Annotated in this window: 23 protein-coding genes; 17 read left to right on the top strand and 6 right to left on the bottom strand. The window is 69.0% G+C overall.

Annotated features, from left to right (window positions below; translation table 11 throughout):
- Positions 1-39: 39 nt before the first annotated feature.
- The 8 genes from rpiA (at position 40) to CK625_RS11455 (ending at position 7,060) form a co-directional block, all read left to right on the top strand.
- Positions 40-717 carry a ribose-5-phosphate isomerase RpiA gene (gene rpiA, locus CK625_RS11490; protein ID WP_095540466.1) on the top strand — a complete coding sequence of 226 codons (678 nt, stop codon included), beginning with the start codon at positions 40-42 and terminating at the stop codon, positions 715-717.
- A gap of 147 nt (positions 718-864) precedes the next feature.
- Positions 865-1,969 (top strand): peptide chain release factor 2 gene (prfB, locus tag CK625_RS11485; RefSeq protein ID WP_124856204.1). Its coding sequence is split into 2 segments (ribosomal slippage): positions 865-945 and positions 947-1,969, totalling 1,104 coding nucleotides; the frame shifts between segments, so codons are not numbered across the junction.
- 170 nt (positions 1,970-2,139) lie between these two features.
- On the top strand, positions 2,140-2,733 hold the full coding sequence (locus CK625_RS11480) for a YqgE/AlgH family protein (protein WP_095540465.1): 594 nt from the start codon (positions 2,140-2,142) through the stop codon (positions 2,731-2,733).
- Positions 2,734-2,822: 89 nt separating this feature from the next.
- A complete protein-coding gene (gene ruvX, locus CK625_RS11475) occupies positions 2,823-3,257 on the top strand; it encodes a Holliday junction resolvase RuvX (RefSeq protein WP_095540464.1) in 435 nt (144 codons plus the stop codon).
- Positions 3,254-3,787, top strand: coding sequence for a bifunctional pyr operon transcriptional regulator/uracil phosphoribosyltransferase PyrR (gene pyrR / locus CK625_RS11470; RefSeq protein WP_095540463.1), 534 nt, complete (start codon positions 3,254-3,256; stop codon positions 3,785-3,787). The genes ruvX and pyrR overlap by 4 nt, the downstream gene beginning before the upstream one ends.
- Before the next feature lie 4 nt (positions 3,788-3,791).
- A complete protein-coding gene (locus tag CK625_RS11465; protein WP_095540462.1) occupies positions 3,792-4,754 on the top strand; it encodes an aspartate carbamoyltransferase catalytic subunit in 963 nt (320 codons plus the stop codon).
- A gap of 30 nt (positions 4,755-4,784) precedes the next feature.
- Entirely contained in the window at positions 4,785-6,110 is a 1,326-nt protein-coding gene (locus CK625_RS11460) for a dihydroorotase (RefSeq protein WP_095540461.1), read from the top strand.
- Positions 6,111-6,349: 239 nt separating this feature from the next.
- A complete protein-coding gene (locus CK625_RS11455) occupies positions 6,350-7,060 on the top strand; it encodes a YIP1 family protein (protein ID WP_095540460.1) in 711 nt (236 codons plus the stop codon).
- Between the two features lie 73 nt (positions 7,061-7,133).
- Here CK625_RS11455 and CK625_RS11450 read toward each other — a convergent pair whose 3' ends face one another.
- On the bottom strand, positions 7,134-8,348 hold the full coding sequence (locus tag CK625_RS11450) for a DSD1 family PLP-dependent enzyme (RefSeq protein WP_429001314.1): 1,215 nt from the start codon (positions 8,346-8,348) through the stop codon (positions 7,134-7,136).
- Between the two features lie 138 nt (positions 8,349-8,486).
- Between CK625_RS11450 and trkA the strand changes: the two genes are divergently transcribed.
- Together trkA and CK625_RS11440 are read left to right on the top strand one after the other, a co-directional pair.
- A complete protein-coding gene (gene trkA / locus CK625_RS11445; RefSeq protein ID WP_095540499.1) occupies positions 8,487-10,061 on the top strand; it encodes a Trk system potassium transporter TrkA in 1,575 nt (524 codons plus the stop codon).
- A 90-nt stretch (positions 10,062-10,151) separates the two neighbouring features.
- The gene (locus CK625_RS11440) at positions 10,152-11,618 is read left to right on the top strand and encodes a TrkH family potassium uptake protein (protein WP_095540459.1); all 1,467 of its coding nucleotides are present in this window, start codon (positions 10,152-10,154) and stop codon (positions 11,616-11,618) included.
- A 70-nt stretch (positions 11,619-11,688) separates the two neighbouring features.
- Here CK625_RS11440 and CK625_RS11435 read toward each other — a convergent pair whose 3' ends face one another.
- Positions 11,689-12,660: a pseudouridine synthase gene (locus CK625_RS11435; protein WP_095540458.1), complete on the bottom strand. Its 972-nt coding sequence runs from the start codon at positions 12,658-12,660 to the stop codon at positions 11,689-11,691.
- Positions 12,657-13,070 carry a carboxymuconolactone decarboxylase family protein gene (locus CK625_RS11430; protein WP_095540457.1) on the bottom strand — a complete coding sequence of 138 codons (414 nt, stop codon included), beginning with the start codon at positions 13,068-13,070 and terminating at the stop codon, positions 12,657-12,659. The genes CK625_RS11435 and CK625_RS11430 overlap by 4 nt, the downstream gene beginning before the upstream one ends.
- A gap of 152 nt (positions 13,071-13,222) precedes the next feature.
- On the opposite strand from CK625_RS11430, the gene CK625_RS11425 reads away from it, so the two are divergent.
- A complete protein-coding gene (locus tag CK625_RS11425; RefSeq protein ID WP_172425155.1) occupies positions 13,223-13,873 on the top strand; it encodes an ABC transporter ATP-binding protein in 651 nt (216 codons plus the stop codon).
- Between the two features lie 39 nt (positions 13,874-13,912).
- Here CK625_RS11425 and CK625_RS11420 read toward each other — a convergent pair whose 3' ends face one another.
- Both CK625_RS11420 and murB read right to left on the bottom strand, forming a co-directional pair.
- The gene (locus CK625_RS11420; RefSeq protein WP_095540455.1) at positions 13,913-14,305 is read right to left on the bottom strand and encodes an arsenate reductase; all 393 of its coding nucleotides are present in this window, start codon (positions 14,303-14,305) and stop codon (positions 13,913-13,915) included.
- Positions 14,306-14,376: 71 nt separating this feature from the next.
- Positions 14,377-15,507, bottom strand: a complete 1,131-nt coding sequence (murB, locus tag CK625_RS11415) for a UDP-N-acetylmuramate dehydrogenase (protein WP_095540454.1) — start codon at positions 15,505-15,507, stop codon at positions 14,377-14,379.
- Positions 15,508-15,561: 54 nt separating this feature from the next.
- Here murB and CK625_RS11410 point away from each other — a divergent pair, with 54 nt between their 5' ends.
- Positions 15,562-16,047: a YajQ family cyclic di-GMP-binding protein gene (locus CK625_RS11410; protein WP_095540453.1), complete on the top strand. Its 486-nt coding sequence runs from the start codon at positions 15,562-15,564 to the stop codon at positions 16,045-16,047.
- A 31-nt stretch (positions 16,048-16,078) separates the two neighbouring features.
- Positions 16,079-16,741 carry a retropepsin-like aspartic protease family protein gene (locus CK625_RS11405; protein ID WP_172424836.1) on the top strand — a complete coding sequence of 221 codons (663 nt, stop codon included), beginning with the start codon at positions 16,079-16,081 and terminating at the stop codon, positions 16,739-16,741.
- Between the two features lie 81 nt (positions 16,742-16,822).
- Here the strand turns inward: CK625_RS11405 and plsY are convergent, their stop codons facing one another.
- Positions 16,823-17,572, bottom strand: a complete 750-nt coding sequence (gene plsY, locus CK625_RS11400) for a glycerol-3-phosphate 1-O-acyltransferase PlsY (RefSeq protein WP_095540451.1) — start codon at positions 17,570-17,572, stop codon at positions 16,823-16,825.
- A 179-nt stretch (positions 17,573-17,751) separates the two neighbouring features.
- On the opposite strand from plsY, the gene glmU reads away from it, so the two are divergent.
- The 4 genes from glmU (at position 17,752) to CK625_RS11380 (ending at position 24,162) form a co-directional block, all read left to right on the top strand.
- Positions 17,752-19,203, top strand: a complete 1,452-nt coding sequence (gene glmU, locus CK625_RS11395) for a bifunctional UDP-N-acetylglucosamine diphosphorylase/glucosamine-1-phosphate N-acetyltransferase GlmU (RefSeq protein ID WP_095540450.1) — start codon at positions 17,752-17,754, stop codon at positions 19,201-19,203.
- Between the two features lie 149 nt (positions 19,204-19,352).
- Complete coding sequence (locus CK625_RS11390) at positions 19,353-20,555, top strand: aspartate aminotransferase family protein (protein WP_095540449.1); 1,203 nt, start codon at positions 19,353-19,355, stop codon at positions 20,553-20,555.
- A 30-nt stretch (positions 20,556-20,585) separates the two neighbouring features.
- On the top strand, positions 20,586-21,509 hold the full coding sequence (argF, locus tag CK625_RS11385; protein WP_095540448.1) for an ornithine carbamoyltransferase: 924 nt from the start codon (positions 20,586-20,588) through the stop codon (positions 21,507-21,509).
- 595 nt (positions 21,510-22,104) lie between these two features.
- Positions 22,105-24,162 carry a DUF2157 domain-containing protein gene (locus CK625_RS11380; RefSeq protein ID WP_143326267.1) on the top strand — a complete coding sequence of 686 codons (2,058 nt, stop codon included), beginning with the start codon at positions 22,105-22,107 and terminating at the stop codon, positions 24,160-24,162.
- The last annotated feature ends 8 nt before the right edge of the window (positions 24,163-24,170 follow it).

Raw genomic sequence — 24,170 nt, 5'->3', positions numbered from 1 at the left:
CGGGCAGGCCGGCGCTTTTTGCAGCAAACCGCACACCCCATGGACCAAGACACCCTCAAGGCCCGCGTGGCCCAGGCCGCGCTGGAGTACGTGCCCGCGCACGGCATCCTCGGCGTCGGCACCGGCTCGACCGTCAACCACTTCATTGCTGCGCTGGCGCAGGCGGCCATCCCGCTGCAAGGCGCAGTCTCCAGCTCCGAGGCCAGCACCGCGCTGCTGCGCCAGGCCGGCATCGCCGTGCTCGAAGCCAGCGCCGTCGAGCGCCTGCAGTGCTACATCGACGGCGCCGACGAGATCGACCCGCAGGGCTGCATGATCAAGGGCGGCGGCGCGGCGCTGACGCGCGAGAAAATCGTCGCCGACCTGGCCGAGCGCTTCATCTGCATCGCCGATGCCAGCAAGCAAGTGCCGGTGCTGGGGCGCTTTCCACTGCCGGTCGAAGTCGTGCCCATGGCCAGCACCCAGCTGGCGCGCCGCTTTGCCGCGCTGGGCGGCCAGGCCAGCCTGCGCCTGCGCGCGGACGGCCAGCCGCTGGTGACCGACAACGGCATGCACATCCTGGACGTGCGTGGCCTGCAAATCCACCAGCCACTGGCGCTGGAGCAGGAGATCTCGGCCTGGCCGGGCGTGGTCACCGTCGGCATCTTCGCGCGCCACAAGGCCAGCATCTGCCTGCTGGGCGCCGCCGACGGCGTGCAGACGCTGCGCTTTGACTAAGAGCCTGTTGAACAGGTTCTCAGAGTTCAGCCCGCCAAAGCACGGCAAGGCCCATGGCCGCGCCCGTGCGAAAATCCCCCCTTTCGCGCTGCAGGTTTGGCCAGCCCGCCTGCCAGCGCCGTCTTTTTGAATGAGAGAGCAAGCACCATGGAAGCAGAACGCATCAACCAAATCAAGGCCAGCCTGGAAGACCTGAGCGCGCGCACCCAGGACTTACGGAGGTATCTTTGACTTCGATGCCAAGTTCGAACGCCTGAGGACAGTCAACGCCGGCCTGGAAGACCCGGCCGTCTGGAACGACCCGAAGAAGGCCCAGGAGCTGGGCAAGGAGAAAAAGCTGCTCGACGGCGTGGTGCTCACGCTCGAGCGCCTGACGCAGGAGCTGAGCGACAACAGCGAGTTGTTCGACATGGCCCGCGAGGAAGGCGATGACGCCAGCCTGGAGGCCATCGAGGCGCTGGTCGAAGAGCTGCGCCCGGACGTTGAAGAGCTGGAGTTCCGCCGCATGTTCAGCCAGGAGGCCGACCCGCTGAACTGCTTCATCGACATCCAGGCCGGCGCCGGCGGCACCGAGGCCTGCGACTGGGCCAGCATGTTGCTGCGCCAGTACCTCAAGTACGCCGAGCGCAAGGGCTTCAAGACCAGCATGGAGGACGAGACCCCAGGCGACGTGGCCGGCATCAAGGGCGCGACCATCAAGGTCGAGGGCGAGTACGCCTACGGCCTGCTGCGCACCGAAAGCGGCGTGCACCGGCTGGTGCGCAAGTCGCCGTTCGACTCCTCGGGCGGGCGCCACACCAGCTTTGCCTCGATCTTCGTCTACCCGGAAATCGACGACTCCATCGAGATCGAGATCAACCCGGCCGACGTGCGCGTGGACACCTACCGCGCCAGCGGCGCCGGTGGCCAGCACATCAACAAGACCGACTCGGCCGTGCGCCTGACGCACATCCCCACCGGCATCGTCGTGCAATCGCAGGACAGCCGCAGCCAGCACAGCAACCGCGACATGGCCTGGCAGCGCCTGCGCTCCAAGCTCTACGACTTCGAGATGCGCAAGCGCCTGGAAGACCAGCAAAAGCTCGAAGACAGCAAGACCGACGTGGGCTGGGGCCACCAGATCCGCAGCTACGTGCTGGACAACAGCCGCATCAAGGACCTGCGCACCGGCGTGGAAATCTCCAACACGCAAAAAGTGCTCGACGGCGACCTGGACGCCTTCATCGAAGCCTCGCTCAAGCAAGGCGTGTAAAGCACCGGCCGTGCAGAGGCATCCAGCCCCGGCTGCGCCCAATCTTTTCGGTGGCGCTTTCGGTGGCGCTTTCGGGGGCGCTTTGGGGGGCGCTTTGGGGGCGCTTGCGGGGCTTTTTCGGGGTGCGCGCATCCCGAAAAAGCGGCTGAACAGACCATAAAATCAAGCCCATGTCTTCCCCACCCGCCATGGATCTGACCGGCCACCTCCTCATCGCCATGCCTGGCCTTGAGGATGAGCTGTTCGGCGGCAGCGTGGTGTATGTCTGTGAGCACAACGACAAGGGCGCGCTGGGGCTGATCGTCAACAAAACCACGGACATCAGCGTGCGCCACCTGTTCTCGCGCCTGGAGCTGGCGCTGGCGCGCGATGACCTGGCCGACATGCCGGTGCTGCTCGGCGGCCCGCTGCACCAGGATCGCGGCTTCGTGCTGCACGACGCCGCCCCCGGCGCCCAGGGGCAGGATGCCTGGCCCTATGCCTCCACCCTGCCGGTGGGCGATGGCCTGGCCATGACCTCCTCGCGCGATGTGATGGATGCGCTCAGCCAAGGCGACGGCCCGCGCAAGGCGCTGCTGGCACTGGGCTGCGCCTCGTGGGACGAGGGCCAGCTCGAAAGCGAGCTGGCCGCCAACGCCTGGCTGACCGTCAAGGCCGATCGGCAACTGCTGTTCGAGCTCGCGCCGCAGCAGCGCTATGCCAGGGCCTTCGAGCTGCTGGGCATCGACCCGCAGCGCATCGTGCCCATGGTGGGCCATGCCTGAAGGTTTTGATGGCTTGCTCAAAGCTCTAACGCGCTCTGCGCAACGCCCCCGGCGACATGCTAGGCCTTGCACATCGCGCTGACCGGCCCATGGAATCGCTGCCCCCCAATTACCCCGCCCCGGCCGGCCAGGCCGCACTGCAAACCTTTCTGGCCTTTGACTACGGCACCCGGCGCACCGGCGTGGCCGTGGGCACGCGCCTGCTGGGCACGGCCCGGCCGCTGACGGCGCTGCAGGCGCAGGGCAAGGCCGTCTTTGCGCTGGTCGAGCCGCTGCTGGCCCAGTGGCAGCCCGATGCGCTGGTCGTTGGCCTGCCTTTTCATCCCGATGGCGCGCCCCATGCCAACACCGAGCTGGCGCGCCGCTTCATGCGCGGGCTGCACGGGCGCTTTGGCCTGCCGGTGTTCGGCGTCGATGAGCGCTACAGCACCACCGAGGCGCTGTCGCAAGGCGCCGATCAGGCCCATGTCGACGCCGTATCTGCCGCTATCATCCTGACCCAATTTCTGAGGAACCTGGAATGAACCACACCGCATCGCCAGGGCTGCTGGCCCTGGATGCCGAAAGCCTGTATGCCGACCTGCGCCAGGGGGTGCGGGCGCTGCTGGAGCCGCAGACGCGGCTGGCGGGCATCACCTCCGGCGGCGTCTGGCTGCTCGAGCGCCTGATCGACGACTTGCAGCTGCGCCAGGGCCTGAACAGCCTGTCCTCGGCGCTGCACCGCGACGACTTTGCCCAGCGCGGCATGGCCAGCGCCGCCTCCAGCGCCCAGACTGCGCTGGATTTCGACGTCAACGGCGCCGACATCCTGGTGCTCGACGACGTGCTCTACACCGGCCGCACCATCCGCGCCGTGCTCAATGAGCTGTTCGACTATGGCCGCCCGGCGCGCGTGCGCCTGGCGGTGCTGGTCGATCGCGGCGGGCGCCAGCTGCCCATCGAGGCCACCTACGCCGCCGCGCGTCTGTCGCTGCCGGCCAGCCAGAAGCTGGCGCTGGCGCGCCAGGACGCGCAGGGCCAGCGGCGCCTGCACTTTGCGATTGAGGAGGTCTGAGGCCATGCGTGCGTCCCGCAACCCGCAACTGAACCAGCACGGCGAGCTCATCCACCTGCTCTCCACCGAGGGCCTGCCGCGCGAGATCCTCACGCACATCCTCGACACGGCCAGCAACTTCGTCTCCGTCAGCGACCGCGAGGTCAAGAAGGTGCCGCTGCTGCGCGGCAAGAGCGTCTTCAACCTGTTCTTCGAGAACAGCACGCGCACGCGCACCACCTTCGACATTGCCGCCAAGCGGCTCTCGGCCGACGTGTTCACGCTGGACATTGGCCGCTCCTCCACCGCCAAGGGCGAGACCTTGCTGGACACCATCGCCAACCTCTCGGCCATGGCCGCGGACATCTTCGTGGTGCGCCACAGCGAATCGGGCGCGCCCTACCTCATCGCCCAGCACGTGGCGCCGCACGTGCACGTGGTCAACGCCGGCGATGGCCGCCATGCCCACCCCACGCAGGGCCTGCTGGACATGTACACCATCCGCCACTACAAGAAGGACTTCAGCCAGCTGTCGGTGGCCATCGTGGGCGACGTGCTGCACTCGCGCGTGGCGCGCTCGGACATCCACGCGCTGACCACGCTGGGCTGCCCGGACGTGCGCGTGGTCGGCCCGCGCACGCTGGTGCCCGAGCACTTCTCGGCCATGGGCGCGCGCGTCTTTCACCGCCTCGAAGACGGCATCCGCGATGCCGACGTGGTCATCATGCTGCGCCTGCAAAACGAGCGCATGAGCGGCGCGCTGCTGCCCAGCAGCCAAGAGTATTTCAAGAACTTCGGCCTGACGCCGGCCAAGCTGCGCCTGGCCAAGCCCGACGCCATCGTCATGCACCCCGGCCCGATCAACCGCGGCGTGGAGATCGACTCCGACGTTGCCGATGGCGCGCACAGCGTGATCCTGCCGCAGGTGAGCTTCGGCATCGCCGTGCGCATGGCCGTCATGTCCATCGTCGCCGGCAACGAAGCCTGATCCCCCCTTCAGACCCTTGTCATTGCACGCATGAAAACACTCATCCAAGGCGGCCGCCTGCTGGACCCGGCCAGCGGGCTGGATGCCACCGGCGACATCGCCATTGCCTCCGGGCGCATCGTCGCCATCGGCCAGGTGCCGGCCGAGTTCCAGCCCGAGCGCCGCATCGACGCCAGCGGCCTGTGGGTGCTGCCCGGGCTGGTCGATCTGTGCGCGCGCATGCGCGAGCCCGGCTTCGAGCACGCCGGCATGCTCGAATCGGAAATGCACGCTGCTGTGGCCGGCGGCGTGAGCAGCCTGGTCTGCCCGCCCGACACCGACCCGGTGCTGGACGAATCCGGCCTGGTCGAAATGCTCAAGCTGCGCGCGGGCAACCTGCGCCAGGCGCGGCTATTCCCGCTGGGCGCGCTCACGCGCGGCCTGCACGGCGAGGTGCTGACCGAGATGTCGCACCTGACCCAGGCCGGCTGCGTGGGCTTCGGCCAGGCCGAGGCGCCGCTGAAAAACAACCTGGTGCTGCAGCGCGCGCTGCAGTACGCCGCCACCTTCGGCTACACCGTCTGGCTGCGCCCGCAAGATGCGGCGCTGGGTGGCGGCGTGGCCGCCAGCGGCCCGCTGGCGCAGCGCATGGGCCTGTCGGGCGTGCCCGTGGCCGCCGAGACCATTGCCCTGCACACCCTGTTCGAGCTGCTGCGCAGCACCCCCTGCCGCGTGCACCTGTGTCGTCTCAGCAGCGCCCAGGGCGTGGCGCTGGTGCGCCAGGCCAAGGCCGAGGGCCTGCCCGTGAGCTGCGACATCAGCATCAACTCCCTGCTGCTGACCGATGCCGACATCGGCTTCTTCGACAGCAATGCGCGCCTGCAACCGCCGCTGCGCCAGCAGCGCGACCGCGAGGCGCTGGCCCAGGCGCTGGCCGATGGCACCATCGACGCACTGGTCTCCGACCACACGCCCGTGGCCGATGACGCCAAGGAAATGCCCTTTGCCGAAGCCGAGCCCGGTGCCACCGGCCTGGAGCTGCTGCTGCCGCTGACCCAGCACTGGGCCCAGCAGCAAGGCGTGCCCCTGCTGACGGCGCTCTCGCGCGTGAGCAGCGCCAGCGCCCAGGTGCTGGGCGATGCGCTGGGCACACTGCAGGCCAGCGTGGGCAAGCTGGTGGCCGGCGGCGTGGCCGACCTGTGCCTGTACGACCCGCAAGCGCCCTGGCGCCTCACGCCCCAGGCGCTGCACAGCCAGGGCAAACACACGCCCTTTCTGGGCCAGACCCTGCCCGGCCAGGTGCGCTGCACCATCGTGGCCGGCGACATCGCCTTCGAGCGCCGCACAGCCAGCGCCGCATCGCCCCTGGCCCAATAAAGCTAGGGCTTGTTGAGATTGGGTATTGCGGCGGTGTTTTCGGACAACAATCCACAGCTGCAGCGTTGAAAACGCTTGCAAGGTGTTCAACCTTGCGCACGTTTTCGCCTTGCATCTGCGGCTTTTGTCTCGAAAAACCGCTTCGCAAACCCAATCTCAACAACCCCTGGCCCCGCACAAAACCCCAACGCCCGGCGCGGGCCGCTGCTCTTGAGCCCTCGCGCCCGGCCCACACCCCGATGTCCCAGAACTCCCCTGCCCCGCTTTTCAGCCTGCAGCGCATGCTGCAGCTGGCGCTGTACGTCATCGTGCGCCCGGCCGAGTATTTCCGCACCATGCCGCGCCACGGCCCGCTGGCCGAACCCATGCTGTTCGTGATGGTGATGGCCATTGCCGCAGCGCTGCTGGCCTCGCTGCCGCTGCTGCTGCTGCGCGGCCAGCTGCCGGCGCTGCTGGACATTCTGGTGCTCACGCCGGGGATGAGCCTGGGGGCGGTGTTCATCGGCTCGGCCATCGTCATGCTGCTGTGGAAGGCCCTGGGCTCGCCGCACGGCTACCAGGTGGCCTTTCGCTGCATGGCCGCCACCATGGCGCTGGCGCCGGTGACGGCGCTGCTGGCCTTTGCCCCTTACGTGGGCGCGGCGCTCAACATCGCCTGGACCATGTACCTGTGGACCATCGCCAGCGTGCAAGTGCATGGCATCGCCCAGCGCAAGGCCGCCGTGGCCTTCACGCTGCTGGGCCTGCTGATGGCCGGCGGCATCTGGCAGATGCAAAGCATGCAGGCCCAGATACTGGCCCAGCGCCTGCAGCCGCTGGGCATCACGCTGGAGCAGTTCGAGGCCATGAGCCCGCAGGAGCAAAACCGCGTGCTGCAGCAAATCCTGCAGGCCCCGCCGGGCGGCGCAGGCGGCGCAAACGGCACAGCCAGCGGCCCTGCGGCGCAATAAACCGCCTGGCCTGGCTTGGCCTGGGCGTTACGGCGCTGCCTGCGGCAGGCAGCCGCAACAACTGCAGCGGCGGCTACCACAGCGCGCCGCGCGCGTCGATGGGGATGATCTCCTGCACCACGCCCTGCTCCAGCCCGCCGCGGATGCCCACGAAGGCATCGTGCAGGTTCACGGTCGGGTCGCAATGGCCGGGCACCAGCCACAGCGCCTGCCCCAGCGCCGGCACCGGCGCGTGCAGCGCGCCATGCAGCACGCGCGGCGCCACGATGCCGTGCTCATCGCCGCCATTGCGAAACTCATACAGGGGCGGCTGGCCCTGGTTCCAGACCATGGGCAGGCCCGAGTCAATGGCATGGCTTTTGTGGCCGGCATCGACCACGGCATGCGTGGCGCAGCTGGAGAGCACCTGGGTCTTGATGAACAAGGCATGCTCGAAATGCGTGGGCCCCGGCAGCGGCGATTGCGGCACCGGCTGCACGCGCGCGTAGTGCGCATCCATGCACAGGAAGGAGCCGGGCTGCAGCTCGGTGTACAAGCCGCTGGCGGCCTCCAGCGCAAAAGTGCCCGTGCCTGCGCCAGTCACCGCCAAATCGGTAAAGCCAGCCGCATGCAGCTGCTCCAAGGTTTGGCGCACCAGCGCATAGGCGGCCTGCATGGCAGCGGCGCGCTGGCTGCCATCCTCGATGTGCTGGGCGCCGCCGTGGTAGGCGTGCAGCCCGGCCAGGCGCAGCTGGCGCTGGCGGACGATGTTCTGCGCCAACGCCACCGCCGGGGCGCCCGGCCCCACGCCAGCGCGGTGCTGGCCGATGTCGATCTCGATGAACACCTCCACGGCCTGCGGCACGCCTGCGCCTTGCAGCGCCTGGGCCAGCCCGGCCACGCCCTGGGCGCTGTCCACAGCCAGGGCCAGCCGCCCGCCCTGCTGCTGCAGCTGGCGCGCCAAGGCCGCCACACGCTGCAGCTTTTGCGGCGCCAGCACCTGATTGCTGATGTAGATGTCGCGCACTCCGCCAGCGGCCATGGCCTGTGCCTCAGCCACCTTTTGCACACAGCAGCCGCTGGCGCCAGCGGCCACCAGGCGCTGGGCGATGCGCGCGCTTTTGTGCAGCTTGGCATGGGGCCGCCATTGCACGCCATGGGCGGCGGCAAACTGGGCCATGCGCTGGATGTTGCGCTCCATCGCGTCCAGATCCAGCACCAGCGTGGGCGTATCCAGCTCGGTCAGCGGCATGCCTGGCGCCACGCCGACGGCACCATCAAAGCCCTGTTCATGCATGCTTGTTGTCATCCGTGTTCCTCGATCTTTTGCCTGGCGTCCCTCTTGCAGCAAAGCAGCGCACGCGCTGGCAAACAGTATGATGCCGCCCAATGCCACCAGCAACGCGCCGGGCGCCTGAGGCAATGCCCAGCGCCCGCGATTATTGCCATGAAAATCATCATTCTCGGCGCAGGCAGAATCGGCCAGGCCGTGGCCGACAGCCTGGTGCTCGAACGCAACGACATCACCGTCATCGATACCAACCGCGCCTTGCTGCAGGAGCTGGAGTCGCGCTACGACCTGCGCGGCGTGGTGGGTGACGGCATCGACCCCTCGGTGCTGGCCGAGGCCGGCGCCGACGACACCGACCTGCTCATCGCCTGCGCCTCGGCCGACGAGACCAACCTGGCCTGCTGCAAGATCGCGCACATGGTGTTTCGCATTCCTGTGCGTATTGCCCGCGTGCGCTCCAACGCCTGGGCCGAGGGTTCGGCCGTGCTGGGGCCGGAGGGTTTTGCCGTGGACCAGTGCCTGCGACCGGAGGATTCGCTCACCCGCTATCTGAGCAAGCTGGTGGAGTTCCCACAGGCCATGCAGGTGCGCGAGTTCGCTGGCGGGCGGGCTGTGCTCACTGCTGCGCGCGCGCGCGCAGCCGCGCCCATGTGCAGCCGCACCATCGCCGAGATCCGCGCACTCCACCCAGAAGTGCCCATGCGCGTGGTGGCCATCTACCGGCGTTTTGCCGATCAGCCCGACCGTTTCGTGCCCAGCGAGGGCAACACCCGCATCGAGCCCGACGACGAGGTGTTCGTGCTGACCACGCGCGAGCGCGCAGCCGAGGTGCTGACGCTGCTGACCAAGCCCGTCGAGGCGCCCACGGCCACCGTGCGCCGCATCATGATCGTCGATGGCGGCGTGGTGGCGCAAAAGCTGGCCCTGCAGCTGACGCAGCAGCGCAAGGGCTACTACCGCATCAAGGTCGTCGAAAGCCAGCGCGAGGCCAGCATGGAGCTCTCGGCCAAACTGCCCGAAGACGTGCTGGTGTTCCACGCCGAGGCCACCGATGAGGACTTTCTCGACCAAGAGAACATCGAAGAGGTCGATCTGCTGCTGGCGCTGTCGGACGACGACGAGCGCAACATCATGACCAGCCTGCTGGCCAAGCGCATGGGCGCCAAGCGCGTGTTGGCGCTGATCAACCAGCGCAGCTACGCCGACCTGATGCACGGCACACAGATCGACATCGCCCTGACCCCGGCGCAGGCCATGCTCGGCGATCTGCTGACCTACGTGCGCCATGGCGACGTGCAGGCCGTGCACAGCCTGCGCCGTGGCGTGGCAGAGGCGCTGGAGATCGTCGCGCGCGGCGACAAGAAGACCTCCCAGGTCGTGGGCCGCACCGTGGGCGAGCTTCGCCTGCCGCGCGACGTGCACATCGGCCTGATCGTGCGCGGCCTGGAGCCGCCTGTGCTGGCCCAGCGCAGCCCTGCCGCGCCGCAGCCAGAGGCCGAGCGCGACACGTCCGCGCGCAGCGCGCCCGAGCACGAGGCTGCCGCCATGCAGGCTGACGCCGCCGCCGAGCTGCCCGAACCCGAAGCGCTTGCCCCGCGCCTGCCGGAGGTGATCTTCCCGCACCGCGACACCGTGATCGAATCGGGCGACCACTTCGTCTTCTTCCTGCCGCACAAGCGGCTGGTGCGCGAAGTGGAAAAAGCCTTCAGCGTCAAACCCACCTTCTTCTGAGGCCCTCTCCCGCATGACCGCCCACGCAATGCGCGCGCTGCGCTGGCCTGCGCCCCAGCGCCCCGCCACCGATGAGCCAGCCCTTTTGACATGAGCGACTACCTGCCCGTACTGCGCGTGCTGTGTGGCCTGTTGCTGCTGTTTTCGGCCTGCCTGGCCGTGCCGCTGGCCACCTCGCTGCTGATGCACGAACCCCTGTGGCTGGACTACGCCCTGCCCGCGCTGGCCGGCATGGTGCTGGGCGCGGTGGGCTTTTACCGCCTGCGCCGCTGCCGCCAGGAACTGCAGCCGCGCGATGGCGTGCTGCTGGTGGGCGCCGTCTGGGGCCTGCTGCCGCTGCTGGGCAGCGTGCCCATCTGGCTGGTCACGCGCCAGGTTGGCCAGCCGCTGAGCTTTGCCCAGGCCTACTTCGAGGCCGTCTCCGGCCTGACCACCACCGGCGCCACCGTGCTGGCCGGGCTGGAGTATCTGCCGCTGTCACTCAACATCTGGCGCTGCTTCATGCAGTGGCTGGGCGGCATGGGCATTCTGATTCTGGCCGTGGCCGTGCTGCCCATGCTGGGCGTGGGCGGCAGCCAGGTGTTCAAGTCCGAAGTGGCCGGCCCGCTCAAGGACACCAAGCTCACGCCGCGCATCACGCAAACGGCCAAGGGGCTGTGGTCGGTCTATCTGGGCTTGTCGGTGCTGTGCTTTTGCGCCTACTGGGCCGGCGGCATGCCGCCAGTGGATGCGCTGCTGCACTGCTTCACCACCGTCAGCCTGGGCGGCCTGTCTTCATACGACAACAGCTTCGGGCACTTCAACTCGCCCGTGCTGGAGGGCATCGCCATTGCCATCATGCTGGTGGCCAGCTGCAACTTCGCGCTGTACTTCGTGGCCCTGCGCCGCCGTAGCCTGACTGGCTTTTGGCGCGAGGCCGAAGTGCGCGCCACGTTGGCCACGCTGCTCATCGGCGGGCTGGTCATCAGCCTGTTCCTGTGGTCGCGCAACGTCTATGAACTCGGCGACGCCGTGCGCTTTGGCATGTTCAACACCATCTCGCTGGCGACCACCACCGGCTATGCCACCACGGACTACCTGCGCTGGCCCACCTTTGCGCCACTGGCCATGCTGCTGCTGTCTTCGGTGGCCTCCAGCGCCGGCTCCACTGGCGGGGGCATCAAGATGATCCGCGCGCTGATCCTGGTGCAGCAAGCCAGGCGCGAGCTCACCCGCCTGGTGCATCCGCGCGTGGTCAACCCGGTGCGCCTGGGCCAAAGCCCGGTGGACAACAAGATCATCTTCTCCGTGCTGGCCTTCATCCTGTTCTACATCATGGCCATTCTGGTGCTCAGCCTGGCGCTGGTCATCACCGACATGGACCTGGTGACGGCCTTCTCGGCCGTGCTGGCCAGCATCAACTGCGCCGGCCCGGCGCTGGGCAGCGTCGGCCCAGCCTCCAACTTCGGCGGCTTGAGCGATTTCCAGCTCTACGTCTGCAGCCTGGGCATGCTGCTGGGCCGGCTGGAAATCCTCAGCCTGATGGTGCTGCTGCTGCCCTCGTTCTGGCGGCGTTGAGCGCCTGCCCACGGCCTTTGCCCATCACCGGGCAAGAGGCGCAGCGCACCCGGGCGCTGACGCTCGGCGCTCAATGATCAGGCGGCGGCCATTGCAGCGTTTGCTGGCTGTGAAAGCAGCGCAGCTGGCCGCTGATGGGGTCGGTAAAGCGCAGCGTGCGCGCCAGCAGTTGCAGCGGGCGGCTGAAGTCGCCCGGCGGCGGGTCGTCGATGCGGGGGTAGAAGGCGTCGTTGCGGATCGGCACGCCCAGCGCCGCCATGTGCACGCGCAGCTGGTGCTTGCGCCCGCCCAGCGGGCGCAGGCGGTACAGCGCCCAATCGCCGGCGCGCGCCACGATGTGCAGCAGCGTCTGGCTGTTGGGCTCGCCGGGCACCTCCTGCATGGTGAAAAAGCGCGCCCCGCCCGGCTCCAGCCGGCTGCGGTGGCAATAGGGCTGGGCCGTGGCAAAGCGCGCATCCCAGCGCGCCACGGCTTCGTATTCCTTGTCGATGCCCTGGTCGCGAAACAGCCCGTGGTAGGCATCGCGGCTGGCCGGGTTGACCGACAGCAGCAGCAGCCCGGCCGTGTCCTTGTCCAGGCGGTGCAGGGGCGCCAGCGCGGCGGCCTGCGCCGGCGCCTGCTGCGCCAGTTGCTGGCGCAGGCGCTGCAGCACCGTCTGCTGCACGTGGCGCCCGGCCGGCGCCACGGTCAGGAAGTGCGGCTTGTCCACCACCAGCAGATCGGCATCGCCATGCAGCACCGAGACCTCGAACGGCACCGGCAGCTCATCGTCCACGGCGCGCTGGTAATAGACATGGCCGCCGCCGGCCAGCGGCTGCGCGGGCTGCAGGGGCTGGCCCTGCACGTCGCGCACCTGGGCCTGGGCGAAGCGGCGCAGCCACTCCTGGCGCTCGATGTGCTCAAAGCGCTGGCAGAGGAACTCCAGCACCGGCTGGCCGCGCGCTGCCGCGGGCACGCCCACGCAGCACCACTGCGCGCCGGTCACCCATGGGGCCTGCACCCGCCGGCGGCGGCGCGTGCCCGGTGTGCCGCGCACGCTCATCGCGGCGAGGCGTCGGCATCAAAGGCGGCATCGACGGGCACCTGCAGGCCCAGCGCCAGCTGGTTGGTCTTGCCCGCCAGCGCCACGATGCGCAACAGCTCGGCATGCTGGGCCGGCGTCATGCCGCGCGCCTTGGCCGCGGCCGTGTGCGAGTGCACGCAGTAGCCGCAGCCGTTGGTGATCGAGACGGCCACATACAGCATCTCCTTGACCATGGGATCGAGCTGCGAGGGCGTGGCCATGACCTCCTTGACCTCGCGCCAGGTCTGCTCGAGCAGCTCGGGGTCGAACGCCAGATAGCGCCACATGTTGTTGATGAAGTCGGTCTTGCGCGTGGCGCGGATATCATCGAACACGGCTCGGACGCGGGCATCTTGCTCCGGGTGGGCACAGGCTTGGACGGTGGGCATGGGCAAACTCCCCAATCATGCAAAAGTCAAATGAAACCAACACGGCGTGCAGGCCAGCTGGCACGCACAGCGATCACGGCCGCGCCGCCATTGCAGGCAGCGCGGCGGCGCGCAAGCCTACCACCGCCGCAGCCCCCTGCAGGCCCACGCCAGTGCTGCACATCCACCAATTGCACTGGGCCTGGCCCGGCGCGGCCGGGCCGCTGCTGGCACTGCGCGACTGGCGCCTGGGCCCGGGCCTGCACCTGCTGCGCGGCGCGCCCGGCAGCGGCGCCTCCACCCTGCTGCGCCTGCTGGGCGGCCAGCTGCCACTCGATGGGCGCAGCCAGATCAGCGCCCCGGCCCAGGCCGGCGGGCATTGGCAGGCCCTGATCCAGCACTGGGATCCAGACCAGCAGCAGCACGATGCCCTGCCGGCGCGCGCCCTGCTGGGCTTGCCTGCGGGCGCTCCGCCCAGCCTGCAGCGCGCCTGCGCCGAGCTGATCGAAGGCTTCGCGCTCGCGCCGCATCTGGACAAGCCGCTGCACATGCTCTCGAGCGGCACGCGCCGCAAAGTGCTGCTCAGCGCCGCGCTGCTCAGCCCCCGGCCCGTGCTGCTGCTTGACGAGCCCTGCGCCGCGCTGGATTGGCGCTCCACCCGCGTGCTCTGGCACGCGCTGGCCGTGCGCAGCCGCCTGCCCGGCCAGCTGGTGCTGCTGGGCACCCACCAGCCCATCGAAGAGCTGCCGCCCTGGCGCTGGGCCGGCGTGCACACCCTGCAAGCAGGCCGCATCAGCAGCAGCGCGCCGAGCGGGCGCGGCTGACCAGTCGCACCCGGGTGGCGCCCTCGCTCTATTGGCACCCTATTGCGCCGCCGCCAGCGCTGCGGCCCATTGCTCGGGCACATAGCCCACGCTCAACACCGCAGCACCGCCGCTGGCCGGCGCAATGCGCACCACCGGGCGCTTGATCAGGCTAGTGTGGGCCAGCATCAGCGCCTGCGCGCCGGTCGCATCGCCGGCCTGGGCCTGCGCCTGCGGATCCAGGCCGCGCCAGGTCGTGCCACGGCGGTTGAGCAAGGCCTGCCAGCCCAGCTTCGCGCACCAGGCAGCCAACGTGGCCTCATCCAGCCCCTGCTTCTTGAAATCGTGCCACTGCACATCCACGCCCTGGCTGGCAAACCATTGGCGGCTTTTCTTCACGGTATCGCACTGCGCAATGCCATAGAGCTGCACGCGCGCGGCCACAGCATTCATGAGACTCTCCTGAAAGGGTGATGACAATGGGTTTGGCGGGCCTGCTCGCAGCCCTGGCATGAGACAGGCGCTCACACCACCACCGGCTCGGGCTCCAGGCGGATGCCGTAGCGCTCGTAGACGCTGGTCTGGATGGCCTTGGCCAGCATCATCACTTCGCCGCCGGTGACGCTGTGCGCGGCATCGCCCAGGTTGACCAGCACCAGGGCCTGCTTCTCGTACACGCCGGCGTTGCCGATGCGTTTGCCCTTCCAGCCGCAGGCGTCGATCATGGCGCCGGCGGCGAGCTTGACGCTGCCATCGGGCATGGGGTAGTGCACGATGCGCGGCTCGCGCGCGATGATGTCGCGGCATTGCTCGGGCGTGACGCTGGGGTTCTTGAAGAAGCTGCCCACATTGCCGATTTGCTGCGGGTCGGGCAGCTTGCTGCGGCGGATGTCCACCACCCAGTCGAACACCTGCTGCGCGCTGGGCGCATCAATGCCGCTGGCGGCCATGCGCCGCTCCAGATCCTGGTATTGCAGCTGCGGCTGCCAGGCCTTGGGCAGCCACAGCCGCACGTGGGTGATGACGGCGCGCCCGGCCAGGCCCATGCCCGCTGGCGGCAGCTGGCCGGGCGCTGGCGGCCAGGCCTCCACGGCCTTGCCCGGCGGGTGTTTGAAGATGGAGTCGCGGTAGCCAAAGGCGCATTGCGCGCCATCGAGCGTGAGGCTGGCGCCGCTCCACAGGTCGATGGCGTCCAGGCTGTGGAAGCGGTCCTTGAGCTCCACGCCGTAGGCGCCGATGTTCTGCACCGGCGCGGCGCCGACGGTGCCGGGGATCAGCGCCATGTTCTCCAGCCCGGGCATGCCCTGCTCCAGGCTCCAGCGCACCAGATCGTGCCAGCGCTCGCCAGCGCCGGCCTCGATGAGCCAGCCCTGCGCGTCCTCGTGCACCACGCGCTTGCCCAGGATTTCCATCTTCAGCACCGGGCGGCGCACATCGCCGGTGAGCACGATGTTGCTGCCCCCGCCCAGCACCAGCGGCTCCCACTCGGGCGCCACGCGCTTGGCCGGCGCCAGCGCTGCGCGGCGCTGCTCCTGCCACAGGCGGGCAAAGGCGCGCAGCTCCTCAGCCTGGCGGATGCGCACCAGGCCCAGGGCCTTGGCCGCAATGCCAAAGGTGTTGTAGGGTCTGAGGGAAACGTTTTTTTCGACTAACATCGCGCGATATTGTCCCACCGCCGCGGACGCTCTTTTTTTGGATTTGCCTGCCCTATGCCTTCTTTTGACACCGTTCTCGAAGCCGATTTCGTCGAAGTGCGCAACGCCGTGGACAACGCCAGCAAGGAAATTGCCACGCGCTTCGATTTCAAGGGCACCAGCGCCAGCATCGAGCTCAAGGACAAGGAGATCACGCTGCTGGGCGATTCGGAATTTCAGCTGCAGCAGGTTGAGGACATTCTTCGCAACAAGCTGACCAAGCGCAACGTGGACGTGCGCTTTCTCGATCTGGACAAGCCGCAGAAAATCGGCGGCGACAAGCTCAAGCAACTGGTGCGCGTGCGCAATGGCATCGACAGCGCGCTGGCCAAGCAAATCCAGAAACACATCAAGGACAGCAAACTCAAACTGCAGGCTGCCATCCAGGGCGACAGCGTGCGCGTCTCCGGCGCCAAGCGCGACGACCTGCAGGCGGCCATGGCCCTGATCCGCAAGGAAGTGGCCGACGTGCCGCTGTCGTTCAACAATTTCCGCGACTGAGCCCCGCTCGCGCCAAGCCATGCCCGCCGCAATGCGCAAGCGCCCCCGCCAAAGCCGCAGGCCACAGGCCGCAGCCCTGCTGGGCGGGCTGTGCGCGCTGCTGCTGGCCGGTGCGGCGAGCGCGCAGGACGTGCGGCTGGTGGGCACCATCGGCAGCCGCGCCATCGTCAGCGTCGATGGCGGCCAGCCGCGCACCCTGGCCACGGGCCAGAGCCTGGGCGGGGTGCAGCTGCTCTCGGTGCAGGGCAACAGCGCCACGTTCCAGATCGGCAGCAGCCGCCAGACCCTGCTCGTGGGCCAGGCGCCCACGCACCTCACGCCCGGCAAGACCGCGCTGACGCTCAGCCCCAGCGCCAACGGCCACTACATGAGCGAGGGCAAGATCAACGGCCATGCGGTGCAGTTCATCGTCGACACCGGCGCCTCCACCATCGCCATGGACGCCAAAACTGCCCGCCGCCTGGGCATCGACTACGAGCGCAGCGGCCAGCCCGTCCAGATCGCCACGGCCAACGGCAAGGCAGAAGGCTGGTCCGTGCGCCTGCCCACGGTCAGCATCGGCGCGCTCACCCAGCGCAACGTGCCGGCCACCGTGGTGCAGCAGCCCATGCCCTTCGTGCTGCTGGGCAACTCCTTTCTCAACCACTACCAGATGACGCGCGACGCGCGCTCGCTGGTGCTCAAAAGCAAGTAAGCAAGTCAGCGCCCGCCCAGGAACAAAGCCCCGCCCGGCGCCATTGCCCGGCGGGGCTTTGCCTTGCAGCGCATCGCCGCTTCAGCGCTGGCTGTGGCGTGTGCGCTTGTGCTTTTTGCGCTCGGCCTTGCGGGCATTGCGCAGTGCGGCGGCGCTGGGCGCGGGCGCGCCGGGCTCGGCCGGCGCGGCCGTGACCTGGGCGGCCTGCTTGCCCTGGCCGATGCGCGGCTCGGTGCCTTTCATCAGGCGGGCGATGTTGCCGCCATGGCGATACAGCAGCACCAGGGTCATGGCGATCAGCGCCAGCTGGGCGCTGGGCGCATAGGGCCAGAGTTGGCTGGCGCCCAGCACGTAAATCACCGGCGCGGCAATGGCGGCCACGATCGAGGACAGCGACGAGATGCGCGAGCCTGCCAGCACCAGCAGCCAGACCAGCAGCACGGCCAGCCCCAGCCAGGGGCTCAGCCCCAGCAGCACGCCCAGGGCCGTGGCCACGCCCTTGCCGCCGCGAAAGCGCAAAAACAGCGGCCAGACATGCCCGGCAAACGCCGCCAGGCCCACGAAAGCCTGCGCCCCTTCCCACAGCCCGAAGCGCGGCCCGTACCAGCCCACCAAGGCCACGGGCAGCCAGCCCTTGGCGGCGTCCAGCAGCAGCGTCAGGGCCGCCGCCAGCTTGCTGCCCGAGCGCAGCACATTGGTGGCCCCCGGGTTGCCGCTGCCAAAGGTGCGCGGGTCCTGCAGGCCCATGGCGCGGCTGACCAATACCGCAAAGGGCAACGAGCCCAGCAAATAAGCGCCCAGCAGCGCCAGTGCAATCACCATCCAATCCATTGGTTCATTCCTGTCCGTGTTCTCCCAAGCCCGCCGCCGGCGCCGTGCGCGCGGCAAGCGCAAGGCTTGTATCCAAGCGTTACGTCATGCGCATTATCACTGCTGCGCCGGGCTGCCAGAGCTGGCATGGCAAGAGAGGCATCCATAATGCACGCTGCTTTTTTTGCTGCCATCGCCCCATGAACGCCACTGCCCCAGCCCTGTCCATCGTCGTCCTTGCCGCCGGCAAGGGCACGCGCATGAAAAGCCGCACGCCCAAGGTGCTGCAGCCACTGGGGGGCCGGCCCATGCTGGCCCATGTGCTGCAGGCGGCCGGGCAGCTGCAGCCGCAGCAACTGGTGCTGGTCAGCGGCCACGGGGCCGAGCAGGTCGATGCCTTTGCCCATGCCTGCGCCGCCCCCTTGCTGGGCGATGCCCAGTTGCGCACGGCCCTGCAGCAACCGCAAAACGGCACCGGCCACGCCGTGCAGCAGGCCGCGCCGGCGCTGGCCGACGAGCACATGGTGCTGGTGCTGCTGGGCGATGTGCCGCTGGTCGAGCCAGATGCGCTGCGCGCCGTGCTGCAGCTGTGCGCCAACGAGCACGTGGCGCTGCTGACCGTGGCCCTGGACGACCCCAGCGGCTATGGCCGCATCCTGCGCAGCCCGCAAGGCCAGGTGCAGGGCATCGTCGAGCACAAGGACGCCAGCGCCGCGCAGCGCGCCATCTGCGAGGTCAACAGCGGCATCATGGCCTTCCCGGCGCGGCGGCTCAAACCTTGGCTGCAGCGCCTGGGCTGCGACAACGCCCAGGGCGAGTACTACCTGACCGACGTGATCGCCATGGCCGTGGCCGATGGCGTGGCCGTGCATGCGCACTGCCTGCCGCAGCAGCAGGCCTGGCAGGTCGCGGGCGTGAACAGCCCGCAGCAGCTGGCGGCGCTGGAGCGCCAGTACCAGCGCCTGCAGGCGCAGCAGCTGATGCAGGCCGGCGTGCGCCTGCTGGACCCGGAGCGCTTCGAGCTGCGCGCCGCGCCCGGCAGCGCCCTGCCCGGCCGGCTCGACTGCGCCGCCGATGTGGAGATCGACGTGGGCTGCATCTTCACCGGCCAGGTTGCGCTGGGCGAGGGCACGCGCATTGGCGCTTACTGCCACATTGGCCAGGCGCAGATCGGCGCGGGCTGCATCGTGCAGCCCTACAGCCACATTGATGGCGAGGCCGCCGGCGTGCAGATCGGCGCTGCGGCGCGCATCGGCCCGTTTGCGCGCCTGCGCCCCGGCGCGCAGCTGGGCCAAGAGGTGCACATCGGCAACTTCGTCGAGGTCAAGAACAGCACCCTGGCCGATGGCGCCAAGGCCAACCACCTGGCCTACCTGGGCGATGCCAGCGTGGGCGCCAACGTCAACTATGGCGCCGGCGCCATCACCGCCAACTACGACGGCGCCAACAAGCACCGCACCGTGATCGAAGCGGGCGCGCACATCGGCAGCAACAGCGTGCTGGTCGCACCGGTGACCATCGGCGCGGGCAGCACCATCGGCGCGGGCAGCACCATCACGCGCGACACCCCGGCGCAAAGCCTGAGCGTCACGCGCGCCAAGACCAGCACCGTGCCCGGCTGGCAGCGCCCGGCCAAGCAGCCCAAGGGCTGAGGCGGCGCGAGAGAGCGTGCGGCGTGCGGTCGTGCGCCGCGCGCGCTGGGCCGCTGAATTCGCACAGAACATCCCTCCCGGCATGGCCACAAGGGGCGCATAGAATGCGCCTTTTGTTTTTTCCCCAGAGCCACTGAAGGAGCCCCGCCATGAGCCAGCCCGCGCCGCTTGCCGAACCGCACGTCATGAACACCTATGGGCGCGTGAACATCGCGCTGGCGCACGGCAAGGGCCTGCGCGTGTGGGACACGCAAGGGCGCGAGTACTTCGACGCGCTCAGCGGCATCGCCGTGAACACGCTGGGCCACGCCCACCCCAAGCTGGTGCCCGCGCTGCAGGAGCAGGTCGCCCAGCTCATCCACTGCTCCAACTACTACCACGTGCCCGGCCAGGAGCTGGTGGCGCAAAAGCTGGTGCAGCACAGTGGGCTGAGCAATGTGTTCTTCTGCAACTCCGGGCTGGAGGCCAACGAGGCCGCGCTCAAGCTGGCGCGCAAGCTCGGCAACGATCGCGGCTACAAGCACCCCAAGGTCGTGGTCTGCGAACACGCCTTCCACGGCCGCTCGCTGGCCACGCTCTCGGCCACGGGCAACCCCAAAATCCATGCCGGCTTCTTCCCGCTGGTGGAGGGCTTCATCCGCGTGCCCTTCAACGACATCGAAGGGCTGAAAAAGGCCGTGGAGGGCGAGCCCGAAGTCACCGCCGTGTTCTTTGAAGTCATCCAGGGCGAGGGCGGCATCCACCCCGCGCGCATCGAGTACCTGCAGCAAGTGCGCGCGCTGTGCGACGAGCGCGACTGGCTGATGATGCTCGACGAAGTGCAGTGCGGCATGGGCCGCACCGGCAAATGGTTCGCGCACCAGTGGGCCGGCATCCAGCCCGATGTCATGGCCCTGGCCAAGGGCCTGGGCTCGGGCGTGCCCGTGGGCGCCGTGGTCGCCGGCCCCAAGGCCGCCGGGCTGTTCCAGCCGGGCAACCACGGCACCACCTTCGGCGGCAACCCGCTGGCCATGCGCGCCGCGCTGGAAACGCTGCGCATCATCGAGGAGGACCAGCTGCTGGCCAACGCCCAGCGCGTGGGCGAGCACCTGCTGCAGCGCCTGCGCGCCACCCTGGGCGCGCTCGATGCGGTCGTGGACGTGCGCGGCCAGGGCCTGATGATCGGCGTGGAGCTTGACCGCCCCTGCGCGGCGCTGATCCAGCAGGCTGCTGACGCCGGCCTGCTCATCAGCGTCACGGCCGAGCGCGTCATCCGCCTGCTGCCAGCGCTCATCATCACCGAGGCCGAGGCCGACGAGCTCGTGCAGCGCCTGCTGCCCGTCGTGCAGAACTTCCTGGCCCAGCCGCGCTGAGCGCCCCACCGTTTCACCAGGCCCCATCCCATGAGCACCATCAAGCACTACCTGCAATTCAGCGACCTCAGCGCCGATGAATACGCCTACCTGCTCGAGCGCGCGGCCACGCTCAAGCAGATGTTCAAGCGCTATGAAAAACACCAGAGCCTGACCGACCGCACGCTGGCCATGATCTTCGAGAAGGCCAGCACGCGCACGCGCGTGAGCTTCGAGACCGGCATGTACCAGCTCGGCGGCTACGTCGTGCACCTGACCACCGGCGACAGCCAGCTGGGCCGCGCCGAGCCCATCGAGGACAGCGCCCGCGTCATCAGCCGCATGGTCGATCTGGTGATGATCCGCACCTTCGAGCAGGCCAAGCTCGAATGCTTTGCCCAGCACTCGCGCGTGCCCGTCATCAACGGCCTGACCAACGAATTTCACCCCTGCCAGATCCTGGCCGACATCTTCACCTACATCGAGCACCGCGGCCCCATCCAGGGCAAGACCGTGGCCTGGGTGGGCGATGGCAACAACATGGCCAACACCTGGCTGCAGGCCGCGCAGCTGCTGGACTTCAAGCTGCACGTCAGCGCCCCCTCGGGCTACGAGCTCGACGAGCGCCTGGCCCTGGGCACCCAGGCCGACCCGGCCCACCTGCAAACCTTTGACGACCCGCTGCAGGCCTGCCAGGGCGCGCACCTGGTGACCACCGACGTCTGGACCAGCATGGGCTACGAGGAAGAAAACGCCCAGCGCAAGCAGGCCTTTGCCAACTGGAAGGTGGACGCGCGCATGATGGCCGCCGCCCAGCCCGACGCGCTGTTCATGCACTGCCTGCCCGCGCACCGCGGCGAAGAAGTGGACGCCGAAGTCATCGACGGCCCGCAATCGGTCGTCTGGGATGAGGCGGAAAACCGCATGCACGTGCAAAAGGCCCTGATGGAATACCTGCTGCTGGGCCGGCAGTGAGCGCCGCCCGTCGGGGCTTGCGCAGCGGCGCGCAGACCCCCATCCGCCCCTGGCATCGCGCTGCACAAAATCCAGGCAGCCCAGCCCTGCCCATAGGGCGATCCCAAGACCGCCGACACCTTGTCCACAGCCTTATCCCCGGCCAATGGGGATGACTTCAAGGCAGCTTCTGCGCCCATCGCAGCGCCTGCGCATTCACCCGACACTTCGCTAGAGCGGTTTCGATTCTGATGAAGACATTTCCTGCAAGCGCCGCTGGTTCTCGTCACACCCGCGCAGGCGGGTGTCCAGTTGCGACGCTGACAGGGTGGCGCTGGATGCCCGCCTTCGCGGGCATGACGAGAGCCATCTGCGAGATGGCGATGCCAGTCAGCGGCCAGGTCTTGGATTTGTAGGCGTTCGAGCAGAACACGCTCTAGCTGCCAGCAGCGCAGATCGCAGGCCGCGCAGTATCCCATCGCGCTACCGCGGCCCTGGCAGTGCCACGCAGCCGGTATGCTGCGCGATCATGGATGCCTGAGCCCGCCGCCGTTTGCTGTGCATGCACGGCGGCTTTGCCCGGCGATCCCATCGCCCATCAACCCCGGTGCTGCGCATGACGACCACTGCCTCGCTCTTCTCACCCGCGCCCCTCGATCCGCACGCCGCGCGCCCGCCCAGCGCGCGCAGCTGGCGGGTGTTTCTCACCCGGCTGTGCCTGCTCAGCGGCGCGCTGCTGCTGGGCACGGGCCTGGTGTTCTTTTTTGCCTTCAACTGGCAGGCGCTGGGCCGCTTCGGCCAGTTTGCGCTGGCCGCATCGGCCCTGCTGGCAGCCGGCGGCGGCACGCTGGCCACGCGCCCGGGCAGCCTGGCCTGGCGCACGGGCTGCCTGCTGGTGTGCATTGCCATCGGCGCGCTGCTGGCCCTGATCGGGCAGAAGTACCAGACCGGCGCCGACATGTGGCAGCTGTTTGCCAGCTGGGCCGCGCTGATGCTGCCTGTGGTGCTGCTGGCGCGCTCGGGCGCCTGCTGGCTGCTGTGGCTGGCGGTGCTGGACCTGGCGCTGCTGCGCTGGCTGGAGATCGAGCCCACGGCCGGGCCGCTGCGGCTGCTGCTCAATCACTGGAGCAGCCAACACGCCCACATCTACGCCCTGGCGCTGCTCAATGGCCTGGCGCTGCTGCTCGTCAGCCTGCGCCCGCGCTGGTTCACCGCGCAGCGCCGCCGCTGGTTCGAGCTGGCATTGGCCGCGGCCACGCTGGCCCCGCTGACGGCCATCGGCCTGATCGTGCCCCTGCAGCAGCAGCACGTGCTGCTGTTCCTGCTCAGCGCCGGCCTGGCCTGGTCCTGGTATGCCCTGCTGCGCCCCGATGCCGCGGCGCTGGCCATGGTTTACATCGCCATGCTGGTGGTGGCCGACTATTGGTTCTTTGCAGTGCGCTTCATGCCTATCGACATGCAGATGCTGCTGGTGGCACTGGCGCTGCTGGCCGCCTCCAGCCTGGCCGCGCGCCATGTGCTGCGCGTCTGGCGCGCTGCGCGGCCGGCGCGCCAGCCCCAGCAACCCCAACCGGCGCACGCTGCCAGCCCGGCAGCGCCCCAGGCCCACGCCGCGCCCTGGTGGCTCAAGGTCGCGCTGAGCTTCAGCGCCTGGCTGTGCGGCCTGCTGCTGGCCGCAGGCGGCCTGGGCCTGCTGTCTGACGAAATCCTCGAGCTGCCCACCGCGCTGCTGGCCCTGCTGCCCTTTGCCCTGGGCCTGTGGCTGATGCGCGCCAGGGCGCACGAGTCGCTGTTCATGCAGCAACTGGGCTTTGCCCTGTCGGTGCTGGCCCAGCTGTGGCTGAGCCTGGCGCTGCTCTTGTCCAACTCCGCGCTGCGGCCCTGGGCGGACACGCAGGACTGGCTGCCCATCGCCATCCTGGCGCTGTTGGCCAGCCTGCCGCCCAGCCTGCCGCAACACCGCGTGCTGTGCCTGGCCAGCGCGCTGGGCGCCTGCCTGGCCGGCACGCTGCTGCACAAGCTGCCGCCCAGCATCTTCACCACCGTGCTGTTCTGCGCGGCCCTGGCCGGCTGGATCTTCGCCGCCGGGCCGCGTGGCCTGGCCGCGCCCGCCAGCCCATCGCCCCAACCGGGCACACCCGCCGCCCTGGCCGGCTGGGCCCGCGCCGGGCTGCAGGCCATGACACTCATGGCGCTGGGCACGGCCACCCTGGGCACCAGCGCATTGGACTACTTCTCCTCGTCCCCGCATGGCCTGGCAGCGGCCATGCCCTGGCTGACGGCGCTGGCCTGGCTGCTGACATTGGCCTGGCTGGCCACCGCCCAGCCGGGCCAAGGCCAGCCCCTGCTGCAGCGCGCGCAATGGTGGTGGCTGGCGGCGCTGGGGCTGGCCGCGCTGGCCTGGACCATCCCCAACCTGCTGCTGTGCCTGGCACTGGCGGCCGTGCTGTTCCAGCGCCGCCAGCCGGTCTGGCCGCTGCTGGCGCTGCTGTGCGCCGCCGTGGCACTGGGCCTGGCCTATTACGAGATGCAGGTCAGCCTGCTGCACAAATCGCTCACGCTGATGGGCGCCGGCCTGGCCCTGCTGCTGGCCATGGCCGCCTACCACCGCCAGCGCCTGCTGCCAGGCCGCACGCCGGCCATCGCCCCGGCCCCCGGCCACCACCAGCCTTGAAGGAGCCC

This window comes from Vandammella animalimorsus (assembly GCF_002285265.1).
GTDB lineage: Bacteria > Pseudomonadota > Gammaproteobacteria > Burkholderiales > Burkholderiaceae_C > Lampropedia.
The sequence above is the reverse complement of the archived record's forward strand: the minus strand, read 5'-3'. Positions and strand labels throughout refer to the sequence as shown.

Bases quoted from the DNA above. Each gene is read 5' to 3' on its own strand.
- rpiA (WP_095540466.1), top strand. From the start codon at position 40: ATGGACCAAGACACCCTCAAGGCCCGCGTGGCCCAGGCCGCGCTGGAG.
- CK625_RS11480 (WP_095540465.1), top strand. From the start codon at position 2,140: ATGTCTTCCCCACCCGCCATGGATCTGACCGGCCACCTCCTCATCGCC.
- ruvX (WP_095540464.1), top strand. From the start codon at position 2,823: ATGGAATCGCTGCCCCCCAATTACCCCGCCCCGGCCGGCCAGGCCGCA.
- pyrR (WP_095540463.1), top strand. From the start codon at position 3,254: ATGAACCACACCGCATCGCCAGGGCTGCTGGCCCTGGATGCCGAAAGC.
- CK625_RS11465 (WP_095540462.1), top strand. From the start codon at position 3,792: ATGCGTGCGTCCCGCAACCCGCAACTGAACCAGCACGGCGAGCTCATC.
- CK625_RS11460 (WP_095540461.1), top strand. From the start codon at position 4,785: ATGAAAACACTCATCCAAGGCGGCCGCCTGCTGGACCCGGCCAGCGGG.
- CK625_RS11455 (WP_095540460.1), top strand. From the start codon at position 6,350: ATGTCCCAGAACTCCCCTGCCCCGCTTTTCAGCCTGCAGCGCATGCTG.
- CK625_RS11450 (WP_429001314.1), bottom strand. From the start codon at position 8,348: ATGACAACAAGCATGCATGAACAGGGCTTTGATGGTGCCGTCGGCGTG.
- trkA (WP_095540499.1), top strand. From the start codon at position 8,487: ATGAAAATCATCATTCTCGGCGCAGGCAGAATCGGCCAGGCCGTGGCC.
- CK625_RS11440 (WP_095540459.1), top strand. From the start codon at position 10,152: ATGAGCGACTACCTGCCCGTACTGCGCGTGCTGTGTGGCCTGTTGCTG.
- CK625_RS11435 (WP_095540458.1), bottom strand. From the start codon at position 12,660: ATGAGCGTGCGCGGCACACCGGGCACGCGCCGCCGCCGGCGGGTGCAG.
- CK625_RS11430 (WP_095540457.1), bottom strand. From the start codon at position 13,070: ATGCCCACCGTCCAAGCCTGTGCCCACCCGGAGCAAGATGCCCGCGTC.
- CK625_RS11420 (WP_095540455.1), bottom strand. From the start codon at position 14,305: ATGAATGCTGTGGCCGCGCGCGTGCAGCTCTATGGCATTGCGCAGTGC.
- murB (WP_095540454.1), bottom strand. From the start codon at position 15,507: ATGTTAGTCGAAAAAAACGTTTCCCTCAGACCCTACAACACCTTTGGC.
- CK625_RS11410 (WP_095540453.1), top strand. From the start codon at position 15,562: ATGCCTTCTTTTGACACCGTTCTCGAAGCCGATTTCGTCGAAGTGCGC.
- CK625_RS11405 (WP_172424836.1), top strand. From the start codon at position 16,079: ATGCGCAAGCGCCCCCGCCAAAGCCGCAGGCCACAGGCCGCAGCCCTG.
- plsY (WP_095540451.1), bottom strand. From the start codon at position 17,572: ATGGATTGGATGGTGATTGCACTGGCGCTGCTGGGCGCTTATTTGCTG.
- glmU (WP_095540450.1), top strand. From the start codon at position 17,752: ATGAACGCCACTGCCCCAGCCCTGTCCATCGTCGTCCTTGCCGCCGGC.
- CK625_RS11390 (WP_095540449.1), top strand. From the start codon at position 19,353: ATGAGCCAGCCCGCGCCGCTTGCCGAACCGCACGTCATGAACACCTAT.
- argF (WP_095540448.1), top strand. From the start codon at position 20,586: ATGAGCACCATCAAGCACTACCTGCAATTCAGCGACCTCAGCGCCGAT.
- CK625_RS11380 (WP_143326267.1), top strand. From the start codon at position 22,105: ATGACGACCACTGCCTCGCTCTTCTCACCCGCGCCCCTCGATCCGCAC.